Genomic DNA, 16,175 nt, shown 5'->3' on the forward strand with positions numbered 1-16,175 from the left:
GCTCCATCCGTGCACGTTACTGGAAAGTATCGATGATCGATCGATCGGGTCGGAGATGCTCGACGGCGGATCCGCCGGAGGTCGACCGGACCGGTGGTCCCGGGGTGTGCCCTGCGGCTCACCCGGGCCGGTGCGGGGCGCCTCGGCTGCTGCCGCAAAATCTGCACGTTCCCTTCGGCGATCATTGATCGAATGCCGGGGGTCCGCATGGCAGGCTGCCGCTGGACGGAACCACGGAGGTACGAGTGAGGATGCATCGGAAGTCGCGGCTGTCGAGGCGGGCGTTCGCGGTGACCGCCCTGTCGGCTCTCGTGGCCGGCGGTGGCGCGGTGGCGGCGGGCGTGGCGATGGCGGGCGGATCGGACTCCCCGCGGCGCCGGGGGCCCGGGGAGATGCGGGGCATGTGGGTGGCGAGCGTCGCCAACCGCGACTGGCCCTCGAAGGCGGGGCTGAGCGCCGCGCAGCAGCGGGCCGAACTGATCAAGCTGCTCGACCGGGCGGTGGAGCGCCGGCTGAACGCGGTGATGCTTCAGGTGCGCCCGACGGCCGACGCGCTGTGGCCCTCGCCGTACGAACCCTGGTCGCAGGTCCTCACCGGCACCCAGGGCAAGGCACCCGGCTGGGACCCGCTCGGCACGGCGGTCGAGGAGGCCCACGCCCGCGGTCTGGAACTGCACGCCTGGTTCAATCCGTACCGGATCGCCAACCACACCGACCCGACGAAGCTCGTCGCCTCCCATCCCGCCCGGGTGCACCCGGGGTGGGTGGTGAAGTACGGCGGCAAGATGTACTACAACCCCGGGCTGCCCGAGGTCCGCGCCTTCGTGGAGAAGGCGATCCTGGACGCGGTGCGCACGTACCCGGTGGACGCGGTCCACTTCGACGACTACTTCTACCCGTATCCGGTCGCGGGCCAGACCTTCGACGACGACGACGCCTTCGACGCCTACGGCGGCGGCTTCGACACCCGGGGGGACTGGCGGCGCAGCAACATCGACAAGCTGGTCCTGGAAATGGCCGCGAAGATCAAGCAGATCCGGCCGGCCGCCCAGTTCGGGATCAGCCCCTTCGGCGTGTGGCGCAACGCCTCCACCGACCCGCTCGGCTCCGACACCAAGGCGATGCAGGCGTACGACGACGTCTTCGCCGACACCCGCAAGTGGGTGCGGGAGGGCTGGATCGACTACATCGTCCCGCAGATCTACTGGAACATCGGCTTCTCGGTCGCCGACTACGCCAAGCTCGTGCCCTGGTGGGCCCAGCAGGCGCGGGGCAGCAGCACGAAGCTGTACATCGGCGAGGCCCTCTACAAGGCCGGCGACCCGGCGCAGCCCGCCGCCTGGCAGGACCCGGCCGAACTGTCGAGACACCTCGCGCTCGCGTCCGACCAGGTCCAGGTGCGCGGGCATGTCTTCTTCGCCGCGCGCGAGGTCGCGGCGGATCCGATCGGGGCCATGACGCGGGTGGTCGCCGACCACTACCAGGATCCGGCACAGCCGCCGCGCTGAGCTCGCGCCGGGCTACGGCGCGGTCTGCTGCCGGTGCCGGATCTCGGTGTCGGGGCCGGGTGAGCACACGCCTTCGTGCCCGTCCTCGAAACGGACGCGGTACGGGGGATTGCCGCCCTGTCCCATGACCTCGACGATCTCGCCGACCTTGTCGTGCTGTCCGACCACCCTGCCGTGCTGGACGAGCTGGTCGCCCACGGTTGCACGCATCTTCGGGGCCTCCTCACCATGTACGGGAGCAGCGGTCCGTGGCCTTGAGTTTACGGCGCGAGGACCCGGTGGGAACCGGTGCGTTCCGCCCTCAACCCCGCGCCCGCTGGGTGACGGCGATGCACACCAGCACCGCCGCGGCCGTCAGTGGGGCGGCCGCCGTCAGGTGCTCGCCGAGCAGCAGCACCGACCACACCAGTGTGAGCAGCGGCTGGGCCAACTGCAACTGGCTGGCCTTGGGGATGCCGATCGCCGCCATGCCCCGGTACCAGACGACCAGACCGAGGAACTGCGAGCCCGCCGCGACCCACAGCAGACCGCTCACGCTGTGGAAGGTCAGATGGACGGGCTCGTACGACAACGCCAGCACGGCGGCGGGCAGGGTGAACGGCAGGCACAGCACCAGCGCCCAGCCGATGACCTGCCAGCCCGGCATGACCCCGGCCAGCCGGCCGCCCTCGGTGTACCCGGCGGCGCACACCAGCAGGGCGGCGAAGAGGTAGAGGTCGGCGGTGGTGAGGGCGCCGCCGCTCTGCTGCACGGTGAAGGCGATCACCGCGGCGGCGCCGGCGAGGGCGGCCGTCCAGAAGGTGCGGGACGGGCGGGTGCCCATCCGCAGGGCGGACAGCAGCGCGGTGGTGAGCGGGAGCAGACCGACCACGACGGCGGCGTGCGCGGTGGTGGAGGTCTGCAGCGCGAGGGTGGTCAGCAGCGGGAAGCCGACGACGACCCCGGCGGCGACGACCGCGAGCCCGGCGCGGTGCCGCCGGTCCGGCAGGGGGACGCGCAGAGCCAGCAGACAGGCCCCGGCGATCAGCGCGGCGAGGACGGAGCGCACGGCGACCAGCGACCACGGCCCGAACCCCTCCAGGCCCCACGCGGTCGCGGGAAAGGTGAGGGAGAAGGCGACGACACCGAGCGCGGCGAGGAGGGTGCCGGTCGCCCGGGACGGTCGGCTGTCGACCGCTATCGCGACCGGGGCAGTAGCGCTACTCTGTACTCTCATGCAAGAGCGTAGCAGCGTCGGTGAACTGGCGGAACGTCTGCGGCAGGAGCTCGACCGCTACTCGCCAGGTGGAAAGCTCCCGTCGAGCCGGGCCCTCGTGGAGCGGTACCGGGTGAGCCCGGTGACCGTCTCCCGCGCCCTGGCCCAGCTGGCCGCGGAGGGGCTGGTGGTGACCCGCCCCGGCGCCGGGGCGTTCCGCAGCCGGCCCCGGACGACGGCCGCATCCGCCGGTGACACCTCCTGGCAGGAGGTGGCCCTGAGCGCGGACGCGTCCACCGACCTCGTGCCGCGCTCCGTGGACGCGTCCGGGGTCGTCGTCTCGCTCGACACCCCGCCGCCCGGCGTCATCGAGTTCACCGGCGGCTATCTGCACCCCTCCCTCCAGCCCGAGCAGGCCCTCGCCGCTGCGCTCTCCCGGGCCGCACGGCGTCCCGGGGCGTGGGGCCGGCCGCCGATGGAGGGGCTGGTGGAGCTGCGGGAGTGGTTCGCGCGGAGCATCGGCGGGGCGGTGAGCGCGGCCGAGGTGCTGATCGCCGCGGGCGGCCAGTCGGCGCTGACGATCGCGCTGCGCGCGCTGGCGCCACCGGGGGCGCCGGTGCTGGTCGAGTCGCCCACGTACCCCGGCATGCTGGCGATCGCGAGGGCGGCGGGCCTGCGCCCGGTACCGGTCCCGGTGGACGCCGACGGCGTACGCCCCGAACTGCTCGCCGACGCCTTCCGGGCCACCGGCGCCCGGGTGTTCGTCTGCCAGCCCCTGTTCCAGAACCCGACCGGCGCGGTCCTGGCCCCCGAGCGCCGGGGCGAGGTGCTGCGCATCGCACGCGAGGCGGGCGCGTTCGTCGTCGAGGACGACTTCGTACGACGGCTCGTGCACGAGGACGCCGGTGAACTCCCGCGTCCGCTGGCCGCCGAGGACGCGGACGGGGTGGTCGTCCATGTCGGCTCGCTGACGAAGGCGACCTCGCCGAGCTTCCGCGTCTGCGCGCTCGCCGCCCGGGGCCCGGTTCTGGAGCGCCTGCGCGCCATCCAGATCGTCGACACCTTCTTCGTGCCGCGGCCCCTCCAGGAGGCGGCCCTGGAACTGGTCGGCTCCCCGGCCTGGCCCCGCCATCTCCGGGCGATCTCCGCGGACCTGAGAGCCCGCCGCGACACCATGACCTCGGCGCTGCGTCTGCACCTCCCCGAACTGGCCCTGCCCCACATCCCGTCCGGCGGCTATCACCTCTGGCTCCGCCTGCCCGAGCCCCTCCCCGAACCCGCCCTGACGTCCGCGGCCCTGCGCGCCGGCGTCGCCATCACCCCGGGCCGCCCCTACTTCAGCGCCGAACCCCCGGCGGGCCACATCCGGTTGAGCTTCGCGGCGGTCGCGGGGGCGGGGGAGATCGCGGAGGGGGTACGACGGCTTCGTACGGCTTGTGACGAGGTGCTGTAGGGGAGCCGTACGAGGACTTCGGTCGGCTGCTGACGGGGGTGCTCTGAGGGAGTCGTACGACGACGGTCGGCCCGGGGCGGGGTGCTCCGGGGGAGCGCGGGAAACCGTTCGACCCCGACCGCCGCCCCTGCGAGGATCCCGCCATGACCGACCTCGCCACCGGCTACGAGATCTCCACCGACCCCGACCGCATCGACGCCCAACGGGTGCATCGCTGGCTGTCCGAGGACGCCTACTGGGCACTCGGCCGGTCCCGGGAGAAGCAGGACCGGGCCATCGCCGGGTCGCTGAACTTCGGGGTGTACGACTCCGCTTCGGGGGAGCAGGTGGCGTACGCCCGGGTGATCACGGATCAGGCCACCTTCGCGTGGCTGTGCGATGTGTACGTCGATCCGTCCGTGCGCGGGAAGGGCATCGGGACCTCGCTGGTCGAGGCGGTGCGCGAGCACCTGCGGGAGTACGGGCTGCGGCGCATCCTGCTCGCCACCCACGACGCGCACGGCGTCTACGAGAAGGCCGGGTTCGCGCCGCTCGCCCAGCCGGACCAGTGGATGGCGTATCTGTACTAGGGCCCATCGTTTCAGGTGACTTGTCCGACCCGTCCCGACCTCGTTGTGAGGGTTTACCGACCCTGCGTAACTCCCGGGTAACGCCCCTTGACCTGCGCACTTTCTCCACTCACCATCACCGCATGGCACTCCGGGTCACATTCGTCGCCGCCGCCCGCAGCTCCCCGCTGCTCGCGGAGCGGTTCGAGGACGACCGGCCCCTCGATCAGGCCGGCTGGGACGAGGTGCAGCGCTCCGCACAGGAGCTGCTGCCACTGTCGGCGGCCGAGTTGCGCTACTGCTCGCCGACCCCGCGCAGCCGCGCCACCGGCGACGCCCTCGGCTACGCCCCGCTCGTTCAACTGGCCCTGCGGGACTGCGACATGGGCCGCTGGCGCGGACTGACGCTGGGCGAGGCGATGGCGCGGGAGCCGGAAGCGGTGGACGCCTGGCTCGCCGACCCGAGCGGCGTCCCGCACGGCGGCGAGTCGCTGCTGTCGTTCATCACGCGTGTCGGCGGCTGGCTCGACACCCGGCCCGTCGAGGACGGCGGCCGGATCGTCGCCGTCGCCGAACCCTCGGTGGTCCGGGCGGCGTTGGTGTACGCCCTGAAGGCGCCCCCGTCGACGTACTGGAACATCGACGTCCGCCCCCTGTCGACCACCACCCTCACCGGCCACGCCGGCCGCTGGAACCTGCGCTTCGACGCGGCGTCGGCCCAGCCCTCGCGGACGTAGGTTCAGCTCCCGCGTACGCAGTCGATTCAGCCCTCGCGGGCGTAGTCGGTCGTCAGAACCAGGTCCTTCGCCGGGCCGCCCACCCGCCACACCGTCCGCCAGTGGTCCGCGTCCAGGACACTGAACTCGCCGCGGTAGAGGTCCGCCGAGCACGGATGGTCGGTGACATGGCGGCCGGTCGTCAGGTCCAGGTCGTGGAAGGGCCGGCCGTCGGCGAAGCGGACGTCCGCCGTGCCCGGCCGCCCACCCGGCAGGAACCGCAGCGTCCGCTCGGCGGGGCGCGGGACGCCGAGCCAGGTGAAGGTGCCCGACTCGTGGTGCAGGAGCCCGTCCTCCTCCCACGGGCCGAAAACCGTCGTACCCGTGAACGCGCCCGCCTCCCCGCTCGCCAGGTCCCGCACGGTCCGCTCCGCCCGCCAGCTCCCGGCCAGAAAGGTCAGCACGTCCGGTACCGGCCAGAACTCGCCCATCGGCCCCTCCCTTTCGACACTTTCGGTACCGCGCGACCCGTTGACGCTCTTCGATCTCCCTCCCTATCTTGCCGTTCGAAGTACTGATCAGTGTCTGATATCCCGAACGCCTCGAACCTGCCTTGACCGACTCCCCCCTGTCGAGCCGCGGAGTATTCATGTCACGCACCCGCTGGAGATACGGCATCGCCGCCACCGCCCTCCTGGCGGCGGCCGGCCTCGTCCCCGCCCCCGCCCACGCCGAGGACACCACCGACTACGCCATCACCGTCGACCCCACCGCCAAGGGCGCGAAGATCGACGACACCATGTACGGCGTCTTCTTCGAGGACATCAACCGGGCCGCCGACGGCGGCCTGTACGCCGAGCTCGTGCAGAACAGGTCCTTCGAGTACTCCACCGCCGACAACACGTCGTACACGCCCCTCACCGCGTGGACGGTCGACGGCGCCGGCCAGGTCGTGAACGACGCCGGACGCCTCAACGCCCGCAACCGCAACTACCTCTCCCTGGGCGCCGGTTCATCGGTGACGAACGCGGGCTACAACACCGGCATCCACGTCGAGAAGGGCAAGCGGTACGACCTCTCGGTGTGGGCCCGCGCCGCCTCCGGCACCACCCTCACGGTCACCCTCCAGGATGCCGACGGCAGCCTCGCGACCGCCCGCCGGGTGGCCGTGACGAAACGCGGCTGGGCCAAGTACACGGCGACGTTCACGGCGACCCGCACCAGCAGCGCAGGGCGTCTCACCGTCGGCTCCGCCGCCGCGGCCGCGCTCGACATGGTGTCCCTCTTCCCGCGCGACACCTACCGCAACGAGCCCAACGGCCTGCGCAAGGACCTCGCCGAGAAGATCGAGGCCCTGCACCCCGGCTTCGTGCGCTTCCCCGGCGGCTGCCTGGTCAACACCGGCTCCATGGAGGACTACAGCGAGGCCTCCGGCTACCAGCGCAAGCGGTCCTACCAGTGGAAGGACACCGTCGGCCCGGTCGAGGAGCGCGCCACCAACGCCAACTTCTGGGGCTACAACCAGAGTTACGGCCTCGGCTACTACGAATACTTCCGCCTCTCCGAGGACATCGGCGCCATGCCGCTGCCCGTCGTCCCCGCCCTGGTGACGGGCTGCGGCCAGAACAGGGCCGTCGACGACGAGGCGCTGCTCAAGCGGCACATCCAGGACACCCTGGACCTCATCGAGTTCGCCAACGGCCCGGTGACCAGCGAATGGGGCGGAAAGCGCGCCCGGATGGGCCACCCGAAGCCCTTCCACCTCACCCACATCGAGGTCGGCAACGAGGAGAACCTGCCTGAGGCGTTCTTCGCCCGGTTCAAGGAATTCCGCGCCGCCGTCCAGGCCAAGTATCCCGGCATCACCGTCATCTCCAACTCCGGTCCGGACGACTCCGGTTCGACCTTCGACACGGCGTGGCAGCTCAACAAGGACGCCAGGGTCGACATGGTCGACGAGCACTACTACAACAGCACCCAGTGGTTCCTGCAGAACAACGACCGCTACGACTCCTACGACCGGAACGGCCCGAAGGTCTTCCTCGGCGAATACGCCTCCTGGGGCAACGCCTTCAAGAACGGTCTCGCCGAGGCGGCGTACATGACCGGTCTGGAGCGCAACGCGGACGTCGTCAAACTCGCCTCGTACGCCCCGCTGTTCGCCAACGAGGACTACGTCCAGTGGCAGCCGGACCTCATCTGGCTCAACAACCACGCGGCCTGGAACTCCGCCAACTACGAGGTCCAGAAGCTGTTCATGAACAACGTCGGCGACCGCGTGGTCCCGTCGGCCGCCACCGGCACCCCCGCGCTCACCGGCCCCCTCACCGGCGCCGTCGGCCTGTCCACCTGGGCGACCACCGCCGCCTACGACGACGTCCGGGTCACGGACGCCGACGGCAACTCCCTGCTGAGCGACGACTTCTCCGGTGACGCCTCCCAGTGGACACACACCGGTGGCGGCAGCTGGAGCATCCAGGACGGTCAGTACGTGCAGACTGACGTCGCCGCCGAGAACACCATGGTGTCGGCCGGTGACCCGAACTGGCACGACTACGACCTGAAGGTGAAGGCCACCAAGAAGTCCGGCAAGGAGGGCTTCCTCGTCGCCTTCGGCGTCAAGGACACCGGCAACTACTACTGGTGGAACCTGGGCGGCTGGGGCAACACCCAGTCCGCCGTCGAACAGGCCGTGGACGGCGGCAAGTCGACGCTCATCTCCCAGCCCGGGGCCATCGAGACGGGCCGCGCCTACGACATCGACGTCAAGGTGCGCGGCCGCCAGGTCACCCTGTACCTCGACGGCCAGGAGTGGGGCAGCTTCACCGACGACAAGCCGGCCGAGCCGTTCCGCCAGGTCGTCACCCGGGACGAGAAGACCGGTGACCTGATCGTCAAGGTCGTCAACGCCCAGGCCGCCGCGGCCCGTACGGCGATCGACCTCGGTGGCGCGAAGGTCGCCTCCAAGGCGCGGGTCACCACGCTGACGGCCGACGCGAACGCGGTGAACACCGAGACCGAGACGCCGGTCGCACCGGTACGGTCCACGTTCGACGGAGTCGCCGACACGTTCACGTACACCTTCCCGGCGAACTCCGTCACGTTCTTGCGGATCAGGCAGAAGTAGGCGGATTCTCCCGGGACGTGGGCTGCTGCCGGTCGACCGGCAGCAGCCCACGCTCGTCGAAGACCTTCTTCGCGACGAACGTGGCGTTCAGGGCGCGCGGGAAACCGCAGTAACCGGCGGAGTGCAGCAGCGCCTCGACGATCTGCTGGGGCGTCAGACCCACGTTCAGCGCCGCGTTGATGTGCACCTCCAGCTGCGGCTCGCAGCCACCGAGCGCGGTGAGCATGCCCAGTGTCACCAACTGGCGGTCCCTGGGCTGGAGTTCGGGCCGGGAGTAGATCTCGCCGAAGCCCCAGGCGACGATCTGGTGGCCCATCTCGGGGCTGATGTCGGCGAGCGAGTCGATGACCTGCTGCCCGATCTCGCCGTCGACGCTCCGCAGCACCTCCAGGCCCTGCGCGAATCGCTCCTCACGGGTGGTGCTGCCGCTCATGTCGGATCGTCCGTCAGTCATGCACAAGACCGTAGAGCCTGGAGTGGACTCCAGTCGCGCGCACCCGCCATTAACCTCCGAATAAGCTGGAATTCATTCCGCCACTTTCGGCGGACGCACAACCCGCTGGATTCCCCCTCTGTCTAAAAGGGCGCACGGAATTAAAGGCGGGGGACGAACCCCCGGACGGGGGGACCGAATTGCACAGCGGTATTTCGCGGCCCCGGCGAGCCGCGGCCGGACTCGCGGCGCTGGTCACCGCCGTCATGTTCTGCGCCGCCGACGCCGTCGCCCGCAGCTACCCCTTCGGTCCCCGCACCCGCACGGTCAACGACCTCGGCAACCAGTACGTGCCCTTCCACGCCCACCTGTGGGACCTGCTGCACGGCCGCGCCGACGGCGGTCTCCTCGTCAACTGGCAGTCCGGGTACGGCAGCAGCTTCCTGCCCGACCTCGGCACCTACCTCACCAGCCCCTTCGCCCTGCTCGTGGCGGTGTTCCCACGGGACGAGATCGACCTCGCGGTGTACGTGATCACCGTCCTGAAGGTCGCGTGCGCAGCCGCCGCCATGGCCTGGCTGCTGCTCACGCTGCGCCCCGGCCGCTGGTGGGCGGCGGGGCTGCTGGGAGCCTCGTACGCCCTGTGCGGGTGGACCGTGGCGGCGGCGGTCTACAACCTCATGTGGCTCGACGGCCTCATCGCGCTGCCGCTGCTGTGCCTGGCCGGAGAATGGATTCTGCACCAGCGGCGACCGCTCCTCGGCGTACTGGTCGTGGCGGGGGCCTGGATCGCGAACTTCTACACGGCGTACATGGCCACCCTGGCGGCCGGTCTCGTCCTTCTCCTCAGGCTGGCCCTGTCCGGTCTCCCGTCGCGCCGGAAGGCGGCGGTGGCGGGCCGCGCCGGACTGACCGCGGCACTCGGGACCGGCCTGGCCGCACCCCTCGTGACGGTGATCTACTTCGGCACCCAGCACGCCTCGCCCGGCAGGTTCACGGAGTTCAAGCCGGTGGGCGCCGAGGACCTGCCGGCCCGGCTGCTGCCGACGACATACAGCTTCGGCTCCCCGGCCCTCTTCGTCGGCACCACGGCCCTGCTGCTCGCCCTCGCCCTGCCCTTCCACCGGGCGGCTCCCCGGCGGGTGCGCGCCGGATGGACGCTGCTGGTGGCCGGGGTGACGCTGTCGATGCAGTGGGACCCGACCCATCTGCTCTGGCACGCCTTCGCCGCCCCGCAGGGCAGCCCGTACCGGCAGGCCTTCGTGGTGTGCGCGCTGCTGGTGACGGCGGCCTGGCACACACTCTCGTACGGTGTGCCGGCACCGCGGGCGCTGGGTGCGGCGACGGGTCTCCTCGCCCTGATCGTGGCCGTCGCCGCGCGGAGCGATCTGGTGCGGCAGGTCGCCTGGCCGGTGCTGCTCCTGGCCACGGCGGGCGCGCTGAGCGGGCTGGTCCTGCTGGGCCGGGTGAGCGGGCGGGGCGGGTGGCGTCCGCTCGGGGACCGAAGCCGGCGTCTCCTCGGCGGTCCGCGCCGTACCGTGCCGGTCGCGCTCGCCGCGGTCCTGCTTCTCGGCGCCCAGTTCGGCGAGACCGTCGCCACCTCCGCCGTGGCCTCCCGGCTGCGGCTCGCGCACCTGGACGACTACGCGCCCTGGGGTGACCGGCAGCGGCGACAGGCGGAGGCGATCGCGCAGGCCGACGGCTGGCCCGGCTACCGCACCGACCCGGGCCGCGAGCAGACCGTGGCCAACGACCCGATGCTCGTCGGCGGCCAGGGCGCCCAGTACTACAGCAGCCACACCTCCGACGTGCTCTTCCGGACGCTCACCGCCCTCGGCGCCGGCTGGACCTCGGGCGGTCGCAGCCCGCAGAGCCTGGACAACGCCGTCACGGACGCGATCTTCTCCGTGGGCGCCCGGGTGCACTCCCCGCCGGACCCGCACCAGAGCCGGTATCCCGAGCCCGCAGGCCGGGTGACCGTCTCCCGTCAGGACGTGCCGCCCCTGGTGACCGTGCGCCCCACGGCCGCCCCCTCGCCTGCCTTCGGGCCGTCGCCGTACCGCAACCAGGAACTGCTGCTCGGCGCCCGTGTCTACACCGTGCCTCGGCTCGTCGTGGGCGCCCAGACCGTCACCGCCCGGTGCCCGGCGGGCAGCGAGGCGTACCTCTGGGCCCCGCACTTCTCGGGCACGGCCCAGCTCACCGGCGCTCCGGGACCCGCCGCCCGCTTCCGGTCCGATGCGAGCAAGCGCGCCGCCATGCAGCCGCTCGGCACGGTCCCGCCGTCCGGGCGGCTGACCATCGCGCTGTCCGCCCACCGCCCGGGCAGGATCCCGGTCGGCGCGGTCGGCTGCCTGGACACCGGCAGGCTGGGCACCGTCGTCCAGCGGCTCAAGACCACCGGTGCCACGAAGGTGACGGTCTCGGACGGCACGATCAGGGCGGAGCTTCCGGCCGGCAGCAAGGGAATCGCACTGGTCGCGGCCCCTCGAATCGCAGGCTGGCGCTGCGCCACCGGCCATTCCGCCGCCGTACCGGCGGGGAATTACCACGGGTTGATCTCCGTGCCTCTCGACGGCACCTCGAACGCCTTCACCTGTACTTTCCGGCCGCCTGGCTTGAGGCTGGGGATGACGGTCGGGGGAGTGGCGTTCGCGAGCATCCTGCTGCTCGGGGTCGTGGGCGTGGTGCGACGACGGCGTCCCCGCCGGCCCTCGGTGCGCCCCGCCTCCCGGGGGGACCTAGCCAAGATTGCATAAACGTGCATCACTGCGTATAGTCATGCCACCCAAGAGGAGGGTGACATGGCGGTACGTGCGGCAGTGGCCGGGGCGAGCGGTTATGCGGGCGGCGAGGTCCTGCGGCTGCTCCTGGCCCACCCCGAGGTCGAGATCGGTGCCCTGACCGGCAACTCCAATGCCGGCCAGCAGCTGGGCGCCCTGCAGCCGCACCTGCTGCCGCTGGTCGGCCGAGTGCTCCAGGAGACCACCCCCGAGGTGCTCGCCGGTCATGACGTCGTGTTCCTCGCGCTGCCCCACGGTCAGTCCGCCGCGGTCGCCGAGCAGCTCGGCCCGGACGTCCTCGTCGTCGACATGGGCGCCGACTTCCGGCTCAAGGACGCCGCCGACTGGGAGAAGTTCTACGGCTCCGCCCACGCCGGGACCTGGCCGTACGGCCTCCCCGAACTTCCGGGTGCCCGCGCCGCGCTGGAGGGGGCCAAGCGCATCGCGGTACCCGGTTGCTACCCGACCGCCGCCACCCTCGCCCTCTTCCCGGCCTACGCCGCCGGCATCGCCGAGACCGAGGCCGTGATCGTCGCCGCCTCCGGCACCTCCGGCGCAGGCAAGGCGCCCAAGGCGCATCTGCTGGGCAGCGAGGTCATGGGGTCCATGACGCCGTACGGCGTCGGCGGCGGCCACCGGCACACCCCCGAGATGATCCAGAACTTCAGCGCGGTCGCGGGCGAGCGGATCACCGTCTCCTTCACCCCGACCCTCGCGCCGATGCCCCGCGGCATCCTCGCCACGTGCAGCGCCAAGGCCCGCGCGGGCGTCACCGCCGACGCCGTCCGCGCCGCCTACGAGAAGGCCTACGCCGACGAGCCCTTCGTCCACCTCCTCCCCGAGGGTCAGTGGCCCGCGACGGCGTCCGTCTACGGTTCCAACGCCGTTCAGGTGCAGGTCGCGTACGACGAGACCGCGGGCCGCATCATCGCGATCAGCGCCATCGACAACCTCACCAAGGGCACCGCGGGCGGTGCCGTACAGAGCATGAACATCGCCCTCGGTCTCGACGAGACCACCGGGCTTTCCACGATCGGAGTCGCACCGTGAGCGACGCACGTGCAGCCGCCGGGCCGCAGACGACGACGATGGCCGCACCGCTGCGCTGCACGGGCGGAGAAGCGAACAAGGAGACACAGTGAGCGTCACGGCAGCCAAGGGATTCACGGCGGCGGGCATCGCCGCCGGGATCAAGGAGAACGGCAACCCGGACCTGGCCCTCGTGGTCAACACCGGGCCCCGCCGTGCCGCCGCGGGCGTCTTCACCTCCAACCGTGTGAAGGCCGCCCCGGTCCTGTGGTCCGAGCAGGTGCTCAAGAGCGGTGAGCTGACCGCCGTCGTCCTCAACTCCGGCGGCGCCAACGCCTGTACGGGACCGAAGGGCTTCCAGGACACGCACGCGACCGCCGAGAAGGCCGCCGACGTGCTGGGCATCGGCGCCGGCGAGGTGGCGGTAGCGTCCACCGGTCTCATCGGCGTGCTGCTCCCGATGGACAAGCTGCTCCCGGGAGTCGAGGCGGCCGCGGCCCAGCTCTCCGAGCACGGCGGCGAGAAGGCGGCCATCGCCATCAAGACCACCGACACCGTCCACAAGACGTCCGTCGTCACCAAGGACGGCTGGACGGTCGGCGGCATGGCCAAGGGCGCGGGCATGCTCGCCCCCGGCCTCGCCACCATGCTCGTCGTCCTCACCACGGATGCCGACCTCCCGAGCGACGTCCTGGACAAGGCGCTGCGGGCCGCGACCCGCACCACCTTCGACCGCGTCGACTCCGACGGCTGCATGTCCACCAACGACACGGTGCTGCTGCTCGCCTCGGGCGCCGCCGAAGTCGCCCCGGCCCACGAGGAGTTCGCCGAGGCCGTACGGCAGGTCTGCGACGACCTCGGGCAGCAGCTCATCCGGGACGCCGAGGGCGCCAGCAAGGACATCAAGGTCGAGGTGGTGGGCGCCGCGACCGAGGAGGACGCCGTCGAGGTGGGCCGCTCCATCGCCCGCAACAACCTCCTCAAGTGCGCCATCCACGGCGAGGACCCCAACTGGGGCCGTGTGCTCTCCGCGATCGGCACCACGAAGGCCGCCTTCGAGCCGGACCGGCTGAACGTCGCCATCAACGGCGTGTGGGTGTGCAAGAACGGCGGCGTCGGCGAGGACCGCGACAAGGTCGACATGCGCTACCGCGAGGTCCACATCGTCGCCGACCTCGCCGCGGGCGCCGAGACCGCCACGATCTGGACCAACGACCTCACCGCGGACTACGTCCACGAGAACAGCGCCTACTCCTCATGAGCAATGTGACCCGCAAACACACCGCGCTGCCCAAGGCCCAGATCCTCATCGAGGCACTGCCCTGGCTGGTCCGGCACAACGGCAAGACGGTCGTCATCAAGTTCGGCGGCAACGCCATGATCGACGAGGACCTGAAGGCCGCGTTCGCCCAGGACGTCGTCTTCCTGCACCACGCCGGCCTCAAGCCGGTCGTCGTGCACGGCGGCGGCCCGCAGATCAGTGCCGCCCTCGACCAGGCGGGCATCGTCAGCGAGTTCAAGGCCGGCCTCCGCGTCACCACCGAGGACGCCATGGACGTCGTACGGATGGTGCTGGCCGGTCAGGTGCAGCGCGAGCTGGTCGGGCTCCTCAACCAGCACGGGCCGCTGGCCGTCGGACTGACCGGCGAGGACGCGCACACCATCACCGCCACCAAGCACCAGCCCGAGATCGACGGCGAGTTGATCGACATCGGGCGGGTGGGCGAGATCACCGCGATCGACACGGGCGCGATCGAGGCCCTGCTCGCCGACGGCCGGATCCCGGTCGTCTCGTCGATCGCCCGTAGCCAGGACGACGGACATGTCTACAACGTCAATGCTGACACGGCGGCTGCGGCACTCGCTGCTGCTCTTGGAGCGGAAACTCTCATGGTCCTCACGGACGTCGAGGGTCTCTATGAGGACTGGCCGCACAGCGACGAGGTGATCAGCCGCCTCACCGCTTCCCAACTGGAGAAGCTGCTGCCGGAGTTGAGTTCCGGCATGGTCCCGAAGATGGAGGGCTGTCTGCACGCCGTGCGCAACGGCGTCACCACCGCCCGCGTCATCGACGGACGGGTCCAGCACTCGATCCTGCTGGAGATCTTCACCGACGAAGGCATCGGCACCATGGTCGTGCCGGACGCGCAAGAGGGGGATGGGGAATGACCGACAATCAGGAGCTCACCCAGCGGTGGCAGGGCTCGCTCATGAACAACTACGGCACCCCGCGCCTCCCCCTCGTCCGCGGCGAAGGCCTCAAGGTCTGGGACTCCGAGGGCAAGCAGTACTACGACTGGGTCGGCGGCATCGCCACCAACGCGCTCGGCCACGCCCACCCGGCCGTCATCGACGCCGTGAGCAAGCAGATCGCGTCCCTCGGCCACATCTCCAACTTCTTCATGGCCGAGCCGACGATCGCCCTCGCCGAACGGCTCCTCCAGCACTTCGGCCGCGACGGCAGGGTCTTCTTCTGCAACTCCGGCGCCGAGGCCAACGAGGCCGCCTTCAAGATCGGCCGGCTGACCGGGCGCAGCCACATGGTGGCCACGCAGGGCGGCTTCCACGGCCGCACCATGGGCGCCCTGGCCCTCACCGGCCAGCCCGCCAAGCAGACCCCGTTCCTCCCGCTGCCGGGTGACGTCACGCACGTTCCGTACGGCGACGCGCAGGCGCTGGCCGCCGCGGTCACCGAGGACACCGCGCTCGTCGTCATCGAGCCCATCCAGGGCGAGAACGGCGTCGTCGTCCCGCCCGCCGGCTACCTCAAGGCGGCCCGGGCGATCACCGCGGCCAAGGGCGCGCTGCTGGTCCTCGACGAGGTGCAGACCGGCATCGGCCGGACCGGGCACTGGTTCGCGTACCAGGCCCACGAGGGCGTCCTGCCCGACGTCGTCACCCTCGCCAAGCAGCTCGGCGGCGGACTGCCGCTCGGCGCCACCGTCGCCTTCGGCCGGGCCGCCGAGCTGCTCCAGCCCGGCCACCACGGCACGACCTTCGGCGGCAACCCGGTCGCCTGCGCCGCCGGACTCGCCGTCCTCGACACCATCGCCGGTGATGGGCTGCTCGACAACGTCAAGCGGCAGAGCGCCGCGCTGCACGAGGGAATCGAGTCCCTGGGACACCCGCTGATCGACCACGTCCGGGGCTCCGGGCTCCTCCTGGGTATCGTGCTCACCGAGCCGCTCGCGCCCCAGGCGCAGCAGGCGGCTCAGGACGCCGGTTTCCTGGTGAACGCGCCCGCCCCCGATGTCGTACGGCTCATGCCGCCGCTGAACCTCGGCGACGACGAGGTGGCTGCGCTGCTCCAGGCGCTGCCCGGCGTTCTTGACGCGGCGAAGGCGGCGGAAGCGGCCGACGGGGACGGATGATCCGGAGAAATG

General features: G+C 71.3%; 14 protein-coding genes. 10 read left to right on the forward strand and 4 right to left on the reverse strand.

Annotated features, from left to right (window positions below; genetic code table 11):
• Positions 1–251: 251 nt before the first annotated feature.
• A complete protein-coding gene (locus ACFUO4_RS37010; protein WP_383493180.1) occupies positions 252–1,508 on the forward strand; it encodes a glycoside hydrolase family 10 protein in 1,257 nt (418 codons plus the stop codon).
• Positions 1,509–1,520: 12 nt separating this feature from the next.
• Here the strand turns inward: ACFUO4_RS37010 and ACFUO4_RS37015 are convergent, their stop codons facing one another.
• Complete coding sequence (locus tag ACFUO4_RS37015; RefSeq protein ID WP_079309925.1) at positions 1,521–1,718, reverse strand: DUF1918 domain-containing protein; 198 nt, start codon at positions 1,716–1,718, stop codon at positions 1,521–1,523.
• Between the two features lie 91 nt (positions 1,719–1,809).
• Entirely contained in the window at positions 1,810–2,724 is a 915-nt protein-coding gene (locus ACFUO4_RS37020; protein WP_383493183.1) for a DMT family transporter, read from the reverse strand.
• On the opposite strand from ACFUO4_RS37020, the gene ACFUO4_RS37025 reads away from it, so the two are divergent.
• From ACFUO4_RS37025 to ACFUO4_RS37035, 3 genes are all read left to right on the forward strand, one after another.
• Complete coding sequence (locus tag ACFUO4_RS37025; protein WP_383493186.1) at positions 2,723–4,156, forward strand: PLP-dependent aminotransferase family protein; 1,434 nt, start codon at positions 2,723–2,725, stop codon at positions 4,154–4,156. The genes ACFUO4_RS37020 and ACFUO4_RS37025 overlap by 2 nt on opposite strands.
• 143 nt (positions 4,157–4,299) lie before the next feature.
• Entirely contained in the window at positions 4,300–4,725 is a 426-nt protein-coding gene (locus tag ACFUO4_RS37030) for a GNAT family N-acetyltransferase (protein WP_383493189.1), read from the forward strand.
• Between the two features lie 122 nt (positions 4,726–4,847).
• Complete coding sequence (locus ACFUO4_RS37035; RefSeq protein ID WP_383493192.1) at positions 4,848–5,441, forward strand: histidine phosphatase family protein; 594 nt, start codon at positions 4,848–4,850, stop codon at positions 5,439–5,441.
• A gap of 26 nt (positions 5,442–5,467) precedes the next feature.
• Here the strand turns inward: ACFUO4_RS37035 and ACFUO4_RS37040 are convergent, their stop codons facing one another.
• Positions 5,468–5,911 (reverse strand): DUF6314 family protein, encoded by a 444-nt coding sequence (locus tag ACFUO4_RS37040; protein ID WP_079309927.1) that lies wholly within the window; start codon positions 5,909–5,911, stop codon positions 5,468–5,470.
• A 158-nt stretch (positions 5,912–6,069) separates the two neighbouring features.
• Here ACFUO4_RS37040 and ACFUO4_RS37045 point away from each other — a divergent pair, with 158 nt between their 5' ends.
• Positions 6,070–8,547: an alpha-L-arabinofuranosidase C-terminal domain-containing protein gene (locus ACFUO4_RS37045; protein WP_383493195.1), complete on the forward strand. Its 2,478-nt coding sequence runs from the start codon at positions 6,070–6,072 to the stop codon at positions 8,545–8,547.
• On the opposite strand, the gene ACFUO4_RS37050 is transcribed toward ACFUO4_RS37045, so the two are convergent.
• Positions 8,534–8,980, reverse strand: a complete 447-nt coding sequence (locus ACFUO4_RS37050; protein ID WP_383493417.1) for a carboxymuconolactone decarboxylase family protein — start codon at positions 8,978–8,980, stop codon at positions 8,534–8,536. The two genes, ACFUO4_RS37045 and ACFUO4_RS37050, sit on opposite strands and share 14 nt — an antisense overlap.
• Before the next feature lie 200 nt (positions 8,981–9,180).
• Here ACFUO4_RS37050 and ACFUO4_RS37055 point away from each other — a divergent pair, with 200 nt between their 5' ends.
• The 5 genes from ACFUO4_RS37055 (at position 9,181) to ACFUO4_RS37075 (ending at position 16,163) form a co-directional block, all read left to right on the forward strand.
• Complete coding sequence (locus ACFUO4_RS37055; protein ID WP_383493198.1) at positions 9,181–11,739, forward strand: YfhO family protein; 2,559 nt, start codon at positions 9,181–9,183, stop codon at positions 11,737–11,739.
• 45 nt (positions 11,740–11,784) lie between these two features.
• Positions 11,785–12,813 (forward strand): N-acetyl-gamma-glutamyl-phosphate reductase, encoded by a 1,029-nt coding sequence (argC, locus tag ACFUO4_RS37060; protein WP_383493202.1) that lies wholly within the window; start codon positions 11,785–11,787, stop codon positions 12,811–12,813.
• An 88-nt stretch (positions 12,814–12,901) separates the two neighbouring features.
• Positions 12,902–14,053, forward strand: a complete 1,152-nt coding sequence (gene argJ, locus ACFUO4_RS37065; RefSeq protein WP_383493206.1) for a bifunctional glutamate N-acetyltransferase/amino-acid acetyltransferase ArgJ — start codon at positions 12,902–12,904, stop codon at positions 14,051–14,053.
• On the forward strand, positions 14,050–14,961 hold the full coding sequence (gene argB / locus ACFUO4_RS37070) for an acetylglutamate kinase (RefSeq protein ID WP_079309932.1): 912 nt from the start codon (positions 14,050–14,052) through the stop codon (positions 14,959–14,961). Before argJ ends, argB begins: the two co-directional genes overlap by 4 nt.
• The gene (locus ACFUO4_RS37075) at positions 14,958–16,163 is read left to right on the forward strand and encodes an acetylornithine transaminase (RefSeq protein ID WP_079309933.1); all 1,206 of its coding nucleotides are present in this window, start codon (positions 14,958–14,960) and stop codon (positions 16,161–16,163) included. The genes argB and ACFUO4_RS37075 overlap by 4 nt, the downstream gene beginning before the upstream one ends.
• Positions 16,164–16,175 lie beyond the last annotated feature (12 nt).

Source organism: Streptomyces sp. NPDC057280 (assembly GCF_042668605.1).
Classification (GTDB): Bacteria; Actinomycetota; Actinomycetes; order Streptomycetales; family Streptomycetaceae; genus Streptomyces.